The sequence below is a fragment of the Sphingopyxis sp. genome, from assembly GCF_965279725.1.
In the GTDB taxonomy this organism is placed as follows: Bacteria; Pseudomonadota; Alphaproteobacteria; order Sphingomonadales; family Sphingomonadaceae; genus Sphingopyxis.
In genome coordinates this window covers 512545-529682 of sequence record NZ_CBDIIL010000003.1, presented here as the reverse complement: position 1 = coordinate 529682, position 17138 = coordinate 512545, and the positions used below count along the sequence as shown (strand labels likewise).

Annotated in this window: 19 protein-coding genes; 8 read left to right on the top strand and 11 right to left on the bottom strand. The window is 64.5% G+C overall.

Annotation, left to right across the window (positions count from 1 at the left end; genetic code table 11):
• Position 1: 1 nt before the first annotated feature.
• Positions 2-1354, top strand: coding sequence for a PepSY-associated TM helix domain-containing protein (locus ACQY6T_RS11440; protein WP_428630911.1), 1353 nt, complete (start codon positions 2-4; stop codon positions 1352-1354).
• Between the two features lie 40 nt (positions 1355-1394).
• Positions 1395-2264 carry a phenylalanine 4-monooxygenase gene (phhA, locus tag ACQY6T_RS11435; RefSeq protein WP_428630910.1) on the top strand — a complete coding sequence of 290 codons (870 nt, stop codon included), beginning with the start codon at positions 1395-1397 and terminating at the stop codon, positions 2262-2264.
• A gap of 146 nt (positions 2265-2410) precedes the next feature.
• Here the strand turns inward: phhA and ACQY6T_RS11430 are convergent, their stop codons facing one another.
• The 4 genes from ACQY6T_RS11430 to ACQY6T_RS11415 all read right to left on the bottom strand — a co-directional run bounded on the left by ACQY6T_RS11430 (position 2411) and on the right by ACQY6T_RS11415 (position 6095).
• Positions 2411-3382 carry a 50S ribosomal protein L11 methyltransferase gene (locus ACQY6T_RS11430; protein ID WP_428630909.1) on the bottom strand — a complete coding sequence of 324 codons (972 nt, stop codon included), beginning with the start codon at positions 3380-3382 and terminating at the stop codon, positions 2411-2413.
• 3 nt (positions 3383-3385) lie between these two features.
• Entirely contained in the window at positions 3386-4078 is a 693-nt protein-coding gene (locus tag ACQY6T_RS11425) for an SDR family NAD(P)-dependent oxidoreductase (RefSeq protein ID WP_428630908.1), read from the bottom strand.
• Between the two features lie 53 nt (positions 4079-4131).
• Complete coding sequence (locus ACQY6T_RS11420) at positions 4132-5484, bottom strand: methyl-accepting chemotaxis protein (RefSeq protein WP_428630907.1); 1353 nt, start codon at positions 5482-5484, stop codon at positions 4132-4134.
• A 125-nt stretch (positions 5485-5609) separates the two neighbouring features.
• The gene (locus ACQY6T_RS11415; protein WP_428630906.1) at positions 5610-6095 is read right to left on the bottom strand and encodes an Lrp/AsnC family transcriptional regulator; all 486 of its coding nucleotides are present in this window, start codon (positions 6093-6095) and stop codon (positions 5610-5612) included.
• A gap of 160 nt (positions 6096-6255) precedes the next feature.
• Between ACQY6T_RS11415 and ald the strand changes: the two genes are divergently transcribed.
• The gene (gene ald, locus ACQY6T_RS11410; protein ID WP_428630905.1) at positions 6256-7371 is read left to right on the top strand and encodes an alanine dehydrogenase; all 1116 of its coding nucleotides are present in this window, start codon (positions 6256-6258) and stop codon (positions 7369-7371) included.
• A 22-nt stretch (positions 7372-7393) separates the two neighbouring features.
• Positions 7394-7642: a hypothetical protein gene (locus tag ACQY6T_RS11405; protein ID WP_428630904.1), complete on the top strand. Its 249-nt coding sequence runs from the start codon at positions 7394-7396 to the stop codon at positions 7640-7642.
• Between the two features lie 181 nt (positions 7643-7823).
• Here ACQY6T_RS11405 and ACQY6T_RS11400 read toward each other — a convergent pair whose 3' ends face one another.
• Positions 7824-8123, bottom strand: a complete 300-nt coding sequence (locus ACQY6T_RS11400) for a hypothetical protein (protein WP_428630903.1) — start codon at positions 8121-8123, stop codon at positions 7824-7826.
• A gap of 378 nt (positions 8124-8501) precedes the next feature.
• Here ACQY6T_RS11400 and sdhC point away from each other — a divergent pair, with 378 nt between their 5' ends.
• The 3 genes from sdhC to sdhA are packed head-to-tail and all read left to right on the top strand — an operon-like array spanning position 8502 to position 11150.
• Positions 8502-8945: a succinate dehydrogenase, cytochrome b556 subunit gene (gene sdhC, locus ACQY6T_RS11395; protein ID WP_428630902.1), complete on the top strand. Its 444-nt coding sequence runs from the start codon at positions 8502-8504 to the stop codon at positions 8943-8945.
• Positions 8945-9346, top strand: coding sequence for a succinate dehydrogenase, hydrophobic membrane anchor protein (gene sdhD, locus ACQY6T_RS11390; protein ID WP_428630901.1), 402 nt, complete (start codon positions 8945-8947; stop codon positions 9344-9346). The genes sdhC and sdhD overlap by 1 nt, the downstream gene beginning before the upstream one ends.
• Position 9347: 1 nt before the next feature.
• Entirely contained in the window at positions 9348-11150 is a 1803-nt protein-coding gene (sdhA, locus tag ACQY6T_RS11385; RefSeq protein WP_428630900.1) for a succinate dehydrogenase flavoprotein subunit, read from the top strand.
• Positions 11151-11174: 24 nt separating this feature from the next.
• Here sdhA and ACQY6T_RS11380 read toward each other — a convergent pair whose 3' ends face one another.
• From ACQY6T_RS11380 to leuC, 4 genes are all read right to left on the bottom strand, one after another.
• The gene (locus tag ACQY6T_RS11380) at positions 11175-11507 is read right to left on the bottom strand and encodes a hypothetical protein (protein WP_428630899.1); all 333 of its coding nucleotides are present in this window, start codon (positions 11505-11507) and stop codon (positions 11175-11177) included.
• A 61-nt stretch (positions 11508-11568) separates the two neighbouring features.
• Entirely contained in the window at positions 11569-12564 is a 996-nt protein-coding gene (locus ACQY6T_RS11375) for an NADPH:quinone oxidoreductase family protein (RefSeq protein ID WP_428630898.1), read from the bottom strand.
• A gap of 10 nt (positions 12565-12574) precedes the next feature.
• Positions 12575-13168, bottom strand: coding sequence for a 3-isopropylmalate dehydratase small subunit (gene leuD, locus ACQY6T_RS11370; protein WP_428630897.1), 594 nt, complete (start codon positions 13166-13168; stop codon positions 12575-12577).
• Entirely contained in the window at positions 13165-14595 is a 1431-nt protein-coding gene (gene leuC / locus ACQY6T_RS11365; protein WP_428630896.1) for a 3-isopropylmalate dehydratase large subunit, read from the bottom strand. The genes leuD and leuC overlap by 4 nt, the downstream gene beginning before the upstream one ends.
• A 205-nt stretch (positions 14596-14800) precedes the next feature.
• Here leuC and ACQY6T_RS11360 point away from each other — a divergent pair, with 205 nt between their 5' ends.
• Positions 14801-15319, top strand: a complete 519-nt coding sequence (locus tag ACQY6T_RS11360; protein WP_428630895.1) for a sterol desaturase family protein — start codon at positions 14801-14803, stop codon at positions 15317-15319.
• 108 nt (positions 15320-15427) lie between these two features.
• Here ACQY6T_RS11360 and ACQY6T_RS11355 read toward each other — a convergent pair whose 3' ends face one another.
• On the bottom strand, positions 15428-16108 hold the full coding sequence (locus ACQY6T_RS11355; RefSeq protein WP_428630894.1) for a glutathione S-transferase family protein: 681 nt from the start codon (positions 16106-16108) through the stop codon (positions 15428-15430).
• Positions 16096-17073, bottom strand: a complete 978-nt coding sequence (locus tag ACQY6T_RS11350) for an NAD-dependent epimerase/dehydratase family protein (protein WP_428630893.1) — start codon at positions 17071-17073, stop codon at positions 16096-16098. The genes ACQY6T_RS11355 and ACQY6T_RS11350 overlap by 13 nt, the downstream gene beginning before the upstream one ends.
• Between the last annotated feature and the right edge of the window lie 65 nt (positions 17074-17138).

Here is a 17138-nt window from a genome sequence, read left to right as displayed (position 1 = left end):
GATGACCGACATCAACCGGATTCCGCTCTATCGCACGATCTGGCGCTGGCATTTTTATGCCGGGCTGTTCGTCATCCCCTTCATCTTGATGCTCTCGGTGACGGGGACGGCCTATCTGTTCAAACCACAGCTCGACCGGTGGCAGGAGCGCGCATGGCGCGGGTTGTCGACCGCTGAGCGGGTCGATGCCGATGCGCAGGTGAAGGCGGCGCTGGCCGCCTTCCCGGGCGCGAATTTTCATTATTACCGTGTGCCGCAGGCGCGGGGAGATGCCGCGGTCGTCCATGTCGGACTGCCGGCTGGCGGGATGCGCGACGTCGCCGTCTCGCCGCAGGGACGGGTGATCGGCAGCGCCAATCCCGACGACCGCATTTCGGCTTGGCTCGCGAAAATCCACGGCAGCCTGCTGATCGGCAAGCCCGGCGGGATCATCGTCGAACTGGCGGCGAGCTGGGCGATCGTGATGATCCTGACCGGGTTGTATCTGTGGTGGCCACGCGGGCGCGGGCTCGCGGGGGTCGTGTGGCCGCGGCTGGGACTGGGCGGGCGAACGGTGCTGCGCGATCTGCATGCCGTGACCGGATTCTGGGTGTCGGGGCTCGCGCTGGTGCTGCTGCTCACCGCGCTGCCGTGGACCGACGTCTGGGCGCAGGGTTTCCGTGCGGTGCGCGCCGAAATGGGCTGGGTGCAGGGCGCGCAGGACTGGAAAAGCGGCGCGGCGGATCATCATGCGGCGCATGATCATAAAGCGATGGCCAAGGCGATGGCGAAACCTGTGGAGGTCGGCGATGAACCGCGTGTCGCGCTGGACCGCATCGTCCTGCGCGCGCAGAATGAAAATCTCCCCGCGCCGGTGATCGTCCAGCCGCCAGGCGCGCCGAACATGTTCGGGCCGCCCAATGGTGACACCTGGACGCTGACCACGCAGACGCAGAACCGGCCGCTGGTGCGCAAGGTCAGTTATGACGTCGTCACCGGGATCGAGGTGTCGCGCAGCGGCTTTGCCGATAAACATATCATCGACCGCGTCGTCGGCGTCGGCATCGCGTGGCATGAGGGGGCGCTGTTCGGGATCGTCAGCCAGCTGATCGGGGTGCTCACTGCCCTTATGTTGATGACCCTTGCGGTGTCGGGGTTTCTGATGTGGCGACGGCGCAAGCCCGACGATGCGCTGGGCGCGCCGCCGCTGCCGCGCGATCCGGCGAAGCTGAAGGGGGTGGCGGCGATCATTCTAGTGCTTGCGGCCCTGCTGCCGTTGCTCGCGGCGTCGCTGATCTTGCTATGGATCGTCGATCGGCTCATCATCCCGCGCCTGCCGCGCGCGGCGCGATGGTTGGGAGTCGTTCGCGCGTAAATGGTTTCTTTTGAAACCAGTTCATGTTAGGTCGCGGCTTATGAAAGAAGGCTTCACCCATGTCCACGCCACGCCGCCGCCGGGTGCCGCGGCCGACTGGACGATTTCGCAAAATTGGGACGCCTTTGACGCCGGCGAACATGCCATGTGGGACCGGCTGTTCGCGCGCCAGTCGGACATGCTGCCCGGCCGCGCCGCCGATGCCTTTCTGCGCGGGATCGATGTGCTCAAGCTCGAAAAGCCGGGCATTCCCGACTATCGCGAGCTCAACGCGCGGCTGATGGCGGCGACGGGGTGGCAGGTTGTGGCGGTGCCGGGGCTGGTTCCCGACGAGGTGTTTTTCGACCATCTGGCGAACCGGCGTTTTCCGGCGGGCAATTTCATCCGCGCCCCGGACCAGCTCGACTATCTGCAGGAACCCGACGTCTTTCACGACGTGTTCGGGCATGTCCCGATGCTCGCCGATCCGGTTTTCGCCGACTATATGGTCGCTTATGGCGAGGGCGGGCTGCGCAGCCTGAAATTCGACGCGCTGAAACAGCTGGCGCGGCTTTACTGGTACACCGTCGAATTCGGCCTGATCCGCGAGGCGGGCGGCCTGCGCATCTATGGCGCCGGGATCGTGTCCTCCTATGCCGAGAGCGTGTTCGCGCTCGACTCGGACAGCCCGAACCGGATCGGTTTCGACCTGTCGCGGGTGATGCGCACCGATTACCGGATCGACGATTTCCAGCAGAATTATTTCGTCATCGACAGTCTGGACCAGTTGCTTGAAACGACGGTGAACACCGATTTCGCGCCGCTTTATGCCGCGAATGGCGCGATGCCGCCGATCGCGATTGCGGATATATTGCCGGGTGACGAGGTCGTCACGCGCGGCACGCAGGATTATGCGGCGGCGAAAGCCTGACGCACCATCCCCTCCCGCTTGCGGGAGGGGCAGCGAGACTTGCGAGCTTGCTCGCTAGTCGCAGCGGGGTGGGCTTTTCGACGCAGGATGCTCGCTTCGCTCGCCCCACCCCTAACCCCTCCCGCAAGCGGGAGGGGAATATCGCATCACCAGCTCCCGAAACTCGGATCCGACGGGCTTGCGCGGTGGAAGGCGCGTTCCTGGCGCCGCCAGCCGTAGCGGCGGCGCTTGACCAGCAGCAGGCACGGCCATTCGGCGCTGCCGCCGCGCGCGGCAAGGCGAAAGCCCTGTGCGCGGTACGCGGCGAGCACCGGGTCCATCTGGCGCGCGATCAGTCCGGCGAGGATGGCATGGCCGCTCGGCGCCGTCGCCGCGGCGATGTCGGGCGCCAGCGTGATCAGCGGCCCGGCCAGGATGTTGGCGATCAGCAGATCATAAGGCGCCCGGTGGCGGATCGCCGGATGGTCGGTCCCCGGCGCGACCGCGAGTGACAGGGCGCCGCTGCCGCGCCCCAGCGGTACGCCGTTGATCGCGGCATTGTCACGCGTGACGAAGATGCTCGCGGGGTCGATGTCCGACGCGATCGTCCGCGCACCGGGCCATAGCGCCATGGCGGCAAAAGCGAGCAGGCCGGTGCCGGTGCCGATGTCGGCGACGTGGCGCGGGGTCGTGCCTTGGCGTTTCAGCCGGTCGAGCATCGCGAGGCAGCCCGCGGTGGTGTCGTGGCCGCCCGTACCGAACGCCTGACTCGCGTCGATCAGAAAAGGGGTGCTGCCGGGCGGTACGCGGTCGGCATAGCTGCTGGTGTGGACGAAGAACCGGCCGGCCTGCACCGGTTCGAGCCCTTGCTGGCTTAGCGTGACCCAATCTTCTTCGGGCAGTTGCGCCACGGTCGGCTTTTTGCCTTTGGCGCTCGGGACCAACGACTGCAAGGTTTTCAGCAACGCGGCGCTCGGCCTGTCGTCGACATAGGCGTCGAGCTGCCACAGCCCCGCATCCTCATCGATTTCGTGCGTCACCACCACCGGCGCGTCGGGCGATGCATCCAGCATCTGATTTTCGCCCGACAATGTCTCCGCCTCGGCGCGGGTACAGGGGAGCGTGATGATCCAGCTCATCGGTCAGCGCACATAGCTGGCGCCATTCACGTCGAGCACCGCGCCGGTCATCGACTGCGGCGCGTCGATCGCGCACCAGCGCGCCATTTCGGCGACTTCATCGGGCATCGCGACGCGGCCCAGGGGAATGTCGGCGAGCAATTTGTCGCCGCCGCGGCTCGCCAGATAGTCTTCGGCCATCCCGGTCATCGTAAAGCCGGGGCAGATCGCGAACGCGAGGATGCCGTCCTTGGCATAAGCGCGCGCGATCGTCTTGGTCATCGCGGTCATGCCCGCCTTTGACGCGGCATAATGCCAGTGGGCGGGGCTGTCGCCGCGGTGCGCGGCGCGGCTGGCGATATTGACGATGCGGCCGCCAGATCCGAGCCCCTGCCAATGCAGTACCGCGCGGCGACACAGGTCGGCGCTCGCGGTCAGATTGATCTGCATCGTGCGATTCCAGCTCGCCAGCCAGTCGGAATCATCGCCATCGAGCGGATTGGCTTCGAACACCCCGGCGTTATTGATCAAAACGTCGATGCGGCCGTCCAGCCGGTCGAGACTTGCCCGCCACAGCCGTTCGGGAACGGCGGGATCGGCCAGATCGCCGTCGGCGCTCGACAGCACTACGGTCTTGGTGGCGTCGGTGCTGAGCGCGGCGGCGATCGCAGCGCCAATACCGCGGCTCGCGCCGGTGATCAGGATATGGGTTTGCATGCCCCCGCCTTAGGCAGCGGGGCAGAGCTTGCCAAGCCGGGGAAGCGGGGGTGTTAAGCCACCCGGCGACTGAACTCGCTCGCGGCTTGTTCCAGCTGCTGCAACCGGCCGCCCATCTTGGCAAATTCCTGGCTCAACACGCTGATTTCGCTCGCGACCATTCCCGAATCGTTGCGAATGCTGGCGATTGTCGACGACATGCTGTCGGCGGCTAGCGCGGTTTCGTCGACCGCGGCGGTGATCGAGGTGACCGTCTGCGCCTGCGCGTCCATCGCGTCGCGGATGCGCTGCGCCGACTGCTGGACCTCGACGATGGTTTGCTGGATCGACTGGTTGGCGCTGACCGACCCGCGAGTAGCTTGCTGGATTGCGGTGATCTTGCCCGCGATATCGTCGGTTGCGCGCGCGGTTTCATTGGCCAGGCTCTTCACTTCCTGCGCGACGACGGCAAAGCCGCGTCCAGATTCGCCGGCGCGCGCCGCCTCGATGGTGGCATTGAGGGCGAGGAGGTTGGTTTGGCCGGCGATCTCGCGGATCAGGCCCAAAATGGATTCGATCGATTCGGCGTGGTGCGACAGCGTTTCGGACATCGCGACGGCTTCGCCCGCTTGTTCGGACGCGCGCGTCGCTACGGTGGCGGAGGCTTCGACCTCGCTGCGGGCATCCTCAATCGCACGGATCAGGCCGGCGGCGGTTGACGCGGCTTCGCGCATCGCCATCGCCGATTGTTCGGACGCGGCGGCGACTTCGCTCGTCTTGGCGATCATGCCCTTCGCCGCCTGGTCGGCCGAGGCCGCCTGTTTGGCGAGCTGGTCGCGCACCCCGTCGGTGTCCTGCACCAGCGAGGCGATCGAGCGGTCGAAGTCGCCCGCCAGCGTCTGCCGCTCGCTGGAGATCACGGCGCGGTCGAGCTTTTCGGCATAGCGCTGCATGATGTCGAACTCGAGCAGCGCCAGCCGGTTGATCGCGCTGGTCAGCCGCGCCAGCCGCGCGGCATCGTCGATGCAGGCGGCGACGACATAGTCGATCGTCAGCCGCTGGCTTTCAGCGATGCACGACATCACCGATGCAAGCGGCAGTTTGACGCGCCGCGCCATATGGGCGTTCTGGCACGCGATCGTCGCGACCTCCTGTCCGGCGGCGTCGGCATATTTCGTTTCGGTATGGCGCGCGCTGCCGCGGATATACGAGGCGAGCAGGTCGCCCTCGACCGCACGATCGACACTGGAAAGCGCGTTGAAGGCATCCCAATAAGCTTTGGCGATCGCTTCTTCGCGGCCAGCGATGATCGCATGGATTTCGGTGGCGTTCGCGGCCAGCTGGCCGTCGAGGTCGTAATAGGGGAAGCGTTCGGCCATCAAAATCGGGTCGATTTGCTGCTTATGAATGGGATTTTCCTTCGCCATGATCCTGCTTCCCTGATCGATCCAAATGGGCGCGAGTCTGATGCTCGCATCGTCCGCAAAACATATGACCGGGGTATGCGGCACGGTTGGTAAATTCACCGTTAACCAGTGCCTGGTTTTTCGCGCTAGCCGCGCTCGTCGATGGAGGGGGCGACGGAAACCGGGTATCCCTCGAACGCCTTGATTGTGCGCAGGGCAAAGGCGCTGTGCATTGCGGCAACCCCGGGCAGCCGGGACAGGCAGTGACGGTGCAGCCGGTCGAAATCGGCAACATTGCGCGCGGCGACGCGCAGCCGGTAATCCGATGCTCCCGACAGGAGTTGGCATTCGAGGATTTCGTCGAAGCTTTTGACCGCGCTCTCGAACGCGGTCAGCGCCTCTTCGCTCTGCGACGTCAGGCTGATGTCGACAAATACGTCGAGCCCCAGCCCTATGCTTTCGGGATTCAGCCGCGCGGTATAGCCGGTAATGATCCCCGTCGCCTCCAGTGCACGGATGCGGCGGTGGCACGCCGATGCGGACAGCCCCACTGCATCGCCCAGCTCGGCCGCGGGCCGCGGCCCATGCCGCTGCAGCAGGTTGAGCAACTTAATGTCGATTCGATCAATCATTGTGCGCCTTTGGTCCAATCCACGCAAAAATCGTGCGTAATTGTCGCGAAAACGGGACAGATATGCAAGGACCTCGCGCGCGTAAACTGTTATATCCGCGGATAGGAAATCCGCGGCGATGCGAAGGCGCGACCGACGGGTGAGCAATGGAGATCGAAGCATGATCATCGGCACCCCCAAGGAAATCAAGAACCACGAATATCGCGTCGGCCTGACCCCCGAAAGCGCGCGCGAACTCAGCGCCCACGGCCACCGCGTGCTGGTGCAGACCGGGGCCGGCGAAGGCATCGGGGCGCACGACCGCTATTACATCGAGGCGGGGGCTGAAATCGTCCAGACCGCTGAAGAAATCTTCGCGCAATGTGACATGGTGGTGAAGGTCAAGGAGCCGCAGCCGGTAGAGCGCGCGATGATGCGCGAGGGCCAGATCCTCTACACCTACCTACACCTCGCGCCCGATCCCGACCAGACGCGCGACCTGATGAAATCGGGCGCGGTGTGCATCGCCTATGAAACCGTCACCAGCCCGCACGGCGGCCTGCCGCTGCTCAAGCCGATGAGCCAGGTCGCGGGGCGCATGTCGATCCAGGCCGGCGCGACCGCGCTGGAAAAGGCGCATGGCGGCCGCGGTGTGCTGCTCGGCGGCGTCCCCGGCGTTGCGCCGGGCAAGGTGTGCGTGATCGGCGGCGGCGTCGTCGGTTTCAACGCGGCGCAGATGGCGGCGGGTCTTGGCGCCGACGTCACGATCCTCGATCGCGACCCCGAAGTGCTCGAACGTGTCGGCACATTCTTTGAATCGCGCGCGAAGACGCGCTTCTCGAACCGTGCCAACCTCGCTGAATGCGTCGCCGAGGCCGATCTGGTCATCGGCGCGGTGCTGATCCCCGGCGCCGAAGCGCCCAAGCTGGTCACGCGTGCGATGCTCGGCACAATGCAGGCGGGCTCGGTGCTCGTCGATGTCGCGATTGATCAGGGCGGCTGCTTTGAAACCAGCCATGCGACGACCCACGCCGACCCGACCTATGTCGTGGACGGCATCGTGCATTATGCGGTCGCCAACATGCCCGGCGCGGTCGCACGCACCAGCACCTATGCGCTCAACAACGTCACTCTGCCGCACGCGCTGCGCATCGCCGACCTGGGGTGGAAGGAAGCGCTGCGCCGCGACGTGCATCTTTCGCAGGGCTTGAACGTATGGAATGGCAAGGTAACGTTCGAAGCCGTAGCCGAAGCGATCGGAACCGATTATGTGCCTGTCGAACAGGCGCTCGCCTGACAACAAGGACATAGACGAGACGATGACCGACCAAGCGCCCCCTCCGCCGCCGCCTGTTGGTAACGACCAACCCGAAGAAAATGAAGTCCTGCGCGCCGCGCGCGAAAGTCGGCAGCAAAAGGAAGCGGCCGATGCCGCCGAGGCCGCTGACAAGGACGCGGCCAAGGGCAGCAAGCGCGGCTGGAAAACCGCTGCGGCGGCGGGTTTGGGCATCGGCTCGGCCGCCGTGATCGCCGCGCTGCTTTACGCGAACCGCGACAAGATCAAGTAACGCGGTGATGTGACCGCTTCGGGGTGGTTACCAGTCATTCGTCATCCCGGACTTGATCCGGGATCCACCGCGGCGCTGAAGTTATAGTCCCCGGATCAAGTCCGGGGTGACGATCTTGGCAAGCTCGGCTTTCGGCCGATAGCCGCAATTCGGTCTCAATTCTGAGCGCGCGCCTGTCGGATCATTCTCTTTCGGCGTCGCGACGCGCATCGATGCGCGCCAACTCCGCTTCGTAAAGCGCCGTTGCGCAGTCGCTGGCTTCGTCTTCCACTGGCTTGATCAGCGCGCGTCGTTGGGAGCGAGGCGGCTTGCTCGCGACCAGGGCGTCGCGTTTCGGCTTGACCTGGTTATAGCATATCTCGCTGACACGACATGCCATCGTATCGACCTCAGGATCGCCGCTGGATTTGCGGGTCCGGCATTTTCCACTCTTCAGGCCTATCTTGCCGCGCCAGTTCTTCAGTCGCTCGCGCGCCGTCACGACGATTTCCTGCCCGACGAATTGGCCGATTGCGGCGTCGTTCGGGGTTGGCGGTGCGGCGGACGTCAACGCAAGAATGGCGGTAGCCAGGGCTATAGTCATTATTGGCTTTCTATCGTTGGCGATCCCAGTTCGGCTGACGTCTGTACCTTATGGCCCCGCCGCGACGACGATCCGATATGTACCGGTGCGATTGGCGACCGGAACAGGATGGTTTCACGCCGCGGTTATGCGCTTGGCACGGTATGGGAAGGCAGGGATCGCTAACGGGGCGATTTCCCGATTTCTTCCCCTTCACGCCCCCTAAGCAATTGCATATCGCGGCCACCGCGCTAAACCGGCGCCCATCGACCGAATAGAGTCAGAAACGGGGCTGATATGGCTGGCAACGAACTGAATGCGCGCCCGCGCGCGCCGCATTTGCAGGTATATAAATGGGGACCGGCAATGACGGTCTCGATCCTTCACCGCGCCAGCGGCGACGGGTTGGCGATCGTCGGCGCGTGCTTGTTCCTGTGGTGGCTTGGCGCCATTGCGGGCGGCCCGGAGGCCTATGCCGCATTTGTCGCCTGCGTGTGGCACGACCCCAGCCCAGAAATCACCCTGTTTCACGAGATCACCAACATCCTGGGCAAGGTCGTGCTGGTCGGGCTGACCTGGGCGTTTTTTCAGCATCTGTTTTCGGGGTTGCGCCATTTCGTGCTCGATATCGGCGCTGGCTATGAGCTCAAGACCAACAAGCTGTGGTCGACCGTTGTGATCGCCGCGGGCGTGCTCGCGACCGCCGCGACCTGGCTGTATATCATGGCGGGGGCACTCTGATGGGCAATGGCACAAATCTCGGCAAGGTTCGCGGCCTCGGCTCGTCCGGGCATGGGTCGCAACATTGGCTGCAACAGCGGCTGACCGCGCTAGGCAACATCCTGCTCGTCGGCTTTCTTTTCGTCTCGCTGATCCGCCTGCCGCTCAGCGATCATGCCGCAGTGCTGCGCTGGGCATCGAACCCGATGGTTGCGCTCGCGCTGATCCTGATGGTGGTCAGCGTCTTCTGGCATCTGCGGCTCGGGCTGACGGTGCTGATCGAGGATTATGTCCACGGCGCGGCGCATTTGTTCGCAATCGTTCTGCTTAATTTCTACGCCATCGGCGGCGCCGCCTACGGGATCTTTACGATCGCCCGTATCGCGCTGGCGCCCGTTGGGCTCGCCCCGGGGGGCATGTGACATGACCGACGCTTACAAGATCATCGACCACATCTATGACACCGTCGTCGTCGGCGCCGGTGGATCGGGCCTGCGCGCCACGATGGGCAGCGCCGAGGCGGGTCTGAAGACCGCCTGCATCACCAAAGTGTTCCCGACCCGCAGCCACACCGTCGCGGCGCAGGGCGGCATCGCCGCGTCGCTCGGCAACAATTCGCCCGACCATTGGCAATGGCATATGTACGATACCGTCAAGGGCTCCGACTGGCTCGGTGACCAGGACGCGATCGAATATATGGTCCGCGAAGCGCCGCAGGCGGTGTACGAACTCGAACACGCGGGCGTCCCGTTTTCGCGCAACGCCGATGGCACCATCTATCAGCGCCCTTTCGGCGGTCATATGCAGAATATGGGCGAAGGCCCGCCGGTGCAGCGCACCGCCGCCGCCGCCGATCGCACCGGCCACGCGATGCTTCATGCGCTGTATCAGCAGTCGCTGAAGTATGACGCCGACTTCTTCGTCGAATATTTCGCGCTCGACCTGATCATGGAAAATGGCGAGTGCCGCGGCGTCATCGCGCTGTGCATGGACGATGGCAGCATCCACCGCTTTCGGTCGCAGGCCGTCGTCCTCGCGACCGGCGGCTACGGTCGCAGCTATTTCACCGCGACCTCGGCGCACACCTGCACCGGCGACGGCGGCGGCATGGTGCTGCGCGCCGGCCTGCCGCTGCAGGACATGGAATTTGTCCAGTTCCATCCGACCGGCATCTACGGCGCTGGGGTGCTGATCACCGAGGGCGCGCGCGGCGAGGGCGGGTATCTCACCAATTCCGAAGGCGAGCGGTTCATGGAACGCTATGCCCCGTCGGCGAAGGACCTGGCGTCGCGCGACGTCGTGTCGCGTTCGATGGCGCTGGAAATCCGCGAAGGCCGCGGCGTCGGCCCGCACAAGGATCATATCTTCCTGCACCTCGATCATATCGATCCCGCGGTGCTCGCCGAACGGCTGCCCGGCATCACCGAAAGCGGCAAGGTGTTCGCGGGCGTCGACCTGACGCGCCAGCCGCTCCCCGTCGTGCCGACGGTCCATTATAATATGGGCGGTATTCCGTGTAACTATCATGGCGAAGTCGTGACCCTCGGCAAGGATGGCCCCGACACCGTCGTCCCCGGTCTGTTCGCGGTCGGTGAAGCAGCGTGCGTGTCGGTCCATGGCGCGAACCGTCTTGGCTCGAACAGCCTGATCGATCTCGTCGTCTTTGGCCGCGCGACGGGGCACCGCTTGCGCGATATCATCAAACCGGGTGCGGTGCAGCAGCCGCTGCCGACCGACAGCGCTGATCTGGCGCTCGGTCGTCTCGACCATTTCCGCCATGCCAAGGGCGGCTCGCCGACCGCCGAAATCCGCACCGAGATGCAGCGCGCCATGTCGGCGCACGCCGCGGTGTTCCGCACCGACGAATTGATGGCGGAGGGCAAGGACAAGTTGACCAAAACCTATCAGCGGATGAACGATGTCGGGGTCACCGACCGCAGCCTGATCTGGAACACCGACCTCGTCGAAACGCTCGAGCTCGACAATCTGATCAGCCAGGCGACGGTGACGATGCATTCGGCGTTCAACCGCAAGGAAAGCCGCGGCGCGCACGCGCATGAGGATTTCCCGAATCGCGACGATGCGAACTGGATGAAGCATACGGTGGCGTGGTTCGACGGCTGGGGCGGCAAGGGCGGCGGCGTCCGCCTGGATTACCGCCCGGTGCACGAATATACGCTGTCCGACGATATCGAATATATCAAGCCAAAGGCGCGGGTTTACTGATCCGCGCTGGTTCGCGCAGCGCGGCTATTCGCCGAAAAGGCTGTGCATCGGGTTGATTTCGGAAAAGGGCACGTCGACGTCTTCGCCCATCAGCCAGAGCTTTTGGCACGCGATGGTGAAAAAGATCAGCGCGACGACCCACACGATAAAGGTTTTGCGCGCTTGCCAGCGCCGCTCAGCCTCGGCGACCTTGGCGCGTGCCTTATAGTCGATGCCCAGCTCGCCCTCGAATTCGGCGACAAGCTGTGCGCGGCGGGTCCGCGAAATATTCGCGATACTCGCGTTGCTTTCCTTACCTGTCGAACGGCGATTTGCCATCGTTGCACCCTGAGCCAAGCTGGTCCGGTCTTCGGCCATAACGCCGAGCCCCTGCGAAAGGGTTAACCGGACTAGCACAATCCCGGGTCACGGGGATCAATCAGATGGTCACGACCAGCTTGCCGACCGCGCTGCGATCACCCAGCTTGGCGATCGCCTTGCCGCCGTCGGCCAAGGCGAAGCTTTCGGTGACACGCGGATTGATCTTGCCCTGTTCCCACAGCTGAAACAGCCGCGCGATATTGGCGCGGTTGCGGACCGGTTCGCGCGCCACAAACGCGCCCCAAAAGACGCCGGCGACGTCGCAACTTTTCAACAGCGTCAGGTTGAGCGGCAGGCGCGGGATGCCGGCGGGGAAGCCGACGACCAGATAGCGTCCTTCCCAGGCGATCGAGCGCAGCGCGGGTTCGGCATAATCGCCGCCGACCGCGTCATAGATCAGGTTGGCGCCGTTTGGCCCGACCGCGGCCTTGAACTTGTCGGCAAGCGCTTTCGACGCATCCTTGTCGAACGGTTGATAGCCATAGACGACGACTTCGTCGGCGCCGGCCTGGCGCGCAACGTCGGCCTTGGCCTCGCTCGACACCCCGGCGACGACGCGCGCGCCGAATGCTTTGCCAAGTTCGATCGCGGCGATGCCGACCCCGCCAGAGGCGCCAAGGACGAGCAAGGTGTCGCCTTCCTGGATGTGGCCGCGATCGACCAGCGCATGGATGCTGGTGCCATAGGTCATCAGCAGCGAAGCACCCGCGGCGAAATCATGCGCCGGGGGTAGATGATAGACATTGTGGACCGACACCGCGACGGCTTCGGACATGCCGCCGTTGCCGCAGCCCGCGATCACCCGGTCGCCAACCTTAAAGTCGGTAACGCCTTCGCCGACTTCGGCGATCAGGCCTGCGACTTCGCCGCCGGGGGCAAAGGGGCGGGCGGGCTTGAACTGATATTTATCCTCGATGATCAGCGTGTCGGGGAAATTGACCGCGCAGGCTTTGACGTCGATCACGACCTGCCCCGCGCCAGCGGTCGGCCGCGGCAATTCGCCCAGAGTTAATGTTTCTGGGCCGCCGGTGGCGGTCGACAAAAGAGCCTTCATCATCTTCTCCTTATGACAGCGCGGGCGTGAGCCAAGGCTGCATTTTTGCTATTTTTTCTTCATGCGCCGTGATCGCCGCGTCGCTTTTTTCGGTGAGCGAAATTTCGTCGAGGCCGTTCAGCAGACACATTTTGCGAAACGAATCGATATCGAAGCTGAAGCGGTCCTGAAACGGCGTCGTCACCGTCTGGGTATCCAGATCGACATGGATCGGGTCGGTCTTGGCAACCTCCAGCAACCGATCCACGGCGTCTTGCGACAGCACCACGGGCAATATCCCGTTCTTCACCGCATTGCCCGAAAAGATGTCCGAGTATGAGGGCGCGATGACGACGCGGATGCCGAGGTCGCCGAGCGCCCAGGCGGCATGTTCGCGGCTCGACCCGCAACCGAAATTGTCGCCCGCGATCAGGATCGGCGCGCCCTGATATTCGGGCTGGTCAAAGAGGTTGTCAGGATCGGCGCGCAACGTCTCGAACGCACCCTTGCCCAGCCCCTCGCGGGTAATCGTCTTCAGCCATTTCGCCGGAATAATGACGTCGGTGTCGATGTTCTTGAGCCCGAACGGGATTGCACGGCCCTCGACCTTTTCGATCGGGTTCATGCCATCAACTCCCGGACATCGGTCAGCTTGCCAGTCACCGCGGCGGCGGCGGCCATGGCTGGCGAGACCAGGTGGGTGCGGCTGCCCGGTCCCTGACGGCCGACGAAATTGCGATTGCTGGTGCTGGCGCAGCGTTCGCCGGCGGGTACCTTGTCGGGGTTCATGCCGAGGCACGCCGAACAGCCGGGTTCGCGCCACTCCAGCCCCGCGTCGGTAAAGATGCGGTCGAGCCCCTCGGCTTCGGCCTGTGCCTTCACCAGTCCCGATCCGGGGACGACGATCGCCCATTTGACCGTGTCGGCTTTGTGCCGCCCCTTCAACACCGCGGCGGCGGCGCGCAGATCTTCGATCCGGCTGTTGGTACAGCTGCCAATGAAGATATTCTCGATCGGCACATCCTGCATCCGGGTGCCGGGTTCAAGGCCCATATAGGCCAGCGATTTGGCGGCTGCGGCCTGTTTCGACGGGTCGGCGAAACTGCCCGGGGCAGGGACGGTGCCGGTGATCGATACGACATCTTCGGGGCTGGTACCCCAGGTGACGCTGGGCGCAATGTCGGCGGCGTCGATGACGACGACCTTGTCGTAAGTCGCGCCTGGATCGGTCGCAAGGCTGGCCCAATAAGCGACCGCGGCGTCCCAGTCGGCGCCCTTTGGCGCATAGGGGCGGCCCTTGAGATAGGCGAAGGCCGTCGCGTCGGCCGCGATCAGACCGGCGCGGGCGCCGCCCTCGATCGCCATGTTGCTGACCGTCAGGCGGCCTTCGACGCTGAGCGCGCGGATGGTGCTGCCGGTATATTCGATGACATGGCCCGTGCCGCCCGCGGCGCCGATGTTGCCGGTGATATGGAGGATTATGTCCTTGGCGGTGACGCCGGGGCCGATGTCACCCTCGACGCGCACTTCCATCGTCTTGGCGGGCTGAAGCTGCAGCGTCTGCGTCGCGAGGACATGCTCGACCTCGCTCGTCCCGATCCCGAACGCCAGCGCGCCGATGCCGCCGTGGCACGCGGTGTGACTGTCGCCGCAGACGATGGTGGTGCCCGGCAGCGAAAAGCCCTGTTCGGGGCCGACGACATGGACGATGCCCTGTTCGGCGGCGGTGGCGTCGATGTAGCGGATGCCGAAGGCGGGGGCGTTGGCTTCGAGCGCCGCAAGCTGCGCCGCGCTTTCCAGATCGGCGATCGGCAATTTCTGGCCCGCGGCGTCCAGTCTTGCCGTCGTCGGCAGATTATGGTCGGGGACGGCCAGTGTCAGATCGGGGCGGCGTACCGTGCGGCCGCTCGCGCGAAGCCCGGCGAACGCCTGCGGACTGGTGACTTCATGGACCAGGTGGCGGTCGATGAAGATCAGGCAGGTGCCGTCGGGGCGCTGTTCGACAACATGCGCGTCCCAGATTTTCTCATACAGGGTGCGGGGGCGAGTCATGCGGTTCACTTAAGCCTGTCAGACAACATTGCAAGCGAGTGGCGATCCAAAACGCAATTTTCGGTCGTCGGGTTCGCCATGGCCCCTTCTTCATGCCGACCTGATTCGGGGTCCATGAACGGTCGAGGCAATAGACGCCGGATCAAGTCCGGCATGACGAAAGTGGATGTTGGTCTTGCGCAAGCAATGCGCCTATATTGCTCCCATGTCGCTGCCCGCCATCATCGCACTGATCGTTGCCACCGTCCTCGCGATGGAGTTCGTGGCGTGGGCGAGCCACAAATATATCATGCACGGGTTCGGCTGGGCATGGCACCGCGACCATCATGAACCGCACGACAAGATGTTGGAAAAAAACGACCTGTTCGGGCTGTTCGGCGCCGCGCTGAGCATTGCGATGTTCGCTGTCGGCAGCCCGATGATCATGGGCGCCAGCGCTTGGCACCCGGGGACGTGGATCGGCCTGGGCGTGCTGTTCTACGGGATCATCTATACGGTGGTGCACGACGGGCTGGTCCACCAGCGTTACTTCCGCTGGGTCCCCCGGCGCGGCTATGCCAAGCGGCTGGTCCAGGCACACAAGCTGCACCATGCCACGATCGGCAAGGAGGGCGGGGTGAGTTTCGGCTTTGTCTTTGCCCGCGATCCGGCGAAGCTGAAGGCCGAGTTGAAGGTGCAGCGCGACGCTGGAATCGCGGTCGTGCGCGAGGCGCTGACGGAATAGCTCCCGTCATTGCGAGGAGCCGAAGGCGACGCGGCAATCTCCCGCTATGACCTCATGTGACGCCGATAACGGGAGATTGCTTCGCTTCGCTCGCAATGACGATCAGGGCTAGCCTGTTCGATAATCCGCCGTAATCGCCCCGCACGCGCGCAATTCCGCTTCATGCCCGACCTCGCGCCAGCTTTCGGCGAGCGCCTGCTGTTCCCAGTCGAGCATCGCGGGATGAGCGAGCATCGTATCGACCCATGCCTGCCCGGCGCCGACATCAAGGCCGTAGGTGCGGATGCGGAAGGCGACGGGGGCGAAAAAGGCATCGACGGCGGTCAAGCGATTGGCCGCAAGGAAGGGACCACCAAAGCGCGACAGGCCATCCTCAAACAACTCGCGAAGCCGCGCGATATTGGCCTTGAGCGCTTCCGACATCGGCTTGGGCGTCACCCGGACGCCGACATTCATCGTGCAGTCGTTCCGCAGTGCCGAAAATCCGCTATGCATTTCAGCGGCCGCGCACTGCGCCCAGGCGCGCGCGTCGGGGTCGGTCGGCCAGACACAAGTGTGGCGATCGGCGAGATAGAGCGCGATGCCGAGCGAATCGTAGATCGTACGGCCTTCGTGAAGCAGCGCAGGGACCTGTCCGGTCGGCGAAAAGCTGCGGAAATCGTCGTAATTGGCCGGCTTGGTAAAGGGTTCGATGCGATCCTGAAACGCGATGCCGAGCGCGCGCATCAGCACCCAGGGCCGCAGCGACCAGCTGGAGTAATTGCGGTTGGCGGTGATCAACTCGTACATGCTTCGCGCTCCTGAACGACGATGGGCGAGGTATAGTCGGGGTCGTGCGCGAAAGGCAGCGGGGTACCCTCGCGCAGCGCAGCAAGCACGCTGCCGAAATCGCTCTTTGCGCGCCAGCCAAAGCGCTGTTCGGCGCACGACGGGTCATAGATGCGATCGATGATCGCTGGGAGCACCCAGCCCTGTGCCGCATAGAGTTCGGCGGCGTCGGGATAGTGACGCGCGATCACGGCGCGCGCATCGCGGCCCAGTTCCTTGGCCTCCCCGCGTACGAAGGGTGGCGGGGCCGAGAGGATGAAGGTGTCGCAGCCTATCTGCGGCGCGGCCTCGAGCGCGGCAAGGTGCGCCGCGGCCGCATCCTCGACCGTCAGCCGGCGGTTCAGCAGCTCATTAGCCTTGAGATTGGGGCCGCTCGGCACCGCATGCGTGTCGTCATCCTCGGGGAAGAAGCGCCCGGTGCGCAGGATCGCCACCGATATTCCATGTTCGCGGTGGACCAGCCGGCAGGCCTGCTCGGCGGCGAGCTTGGTGATGCCATAGATGTTGCGCGGCTCGATCGGACCGAAACTCTCGTCCATCCACCATGCGCCTGCCTGGCCCGCGCCTTCGCGAACATCGGCGCGCACCATCAGCGAGGTGGTTGACGTGAACAGGAAGCGGTCGTTGCCTGCCGCAACCGCGGCTTCGATCAGGTTCAGCGTGCCACTGACATTGACGTCGACGAAAGCCTGACGCGGGTAACGGATAATGTCGGGCTTGTGTAACGCCCCGCCGTGGATCACCGCTTCGATGCCATGCTCACCCATCGTTCGGTCAATCAGGGCGCGGTCGGCGACGGTGCCGACCACTTGGGTATGCGCCCCGGGTACGACGTCGAGGCCGGTGACGTCATGGCCGTTTTGGGCGAGCAGCGGAGCCAGATAACGCCCCAGCCAGCCCGACGAACCGGTCAGTAGCAGGCGCATCGATGATTCTCCCCTCGGGTCCGAACGCGCGCCTGATACACAGGCAGAGGGACGCGGGGCAAGGG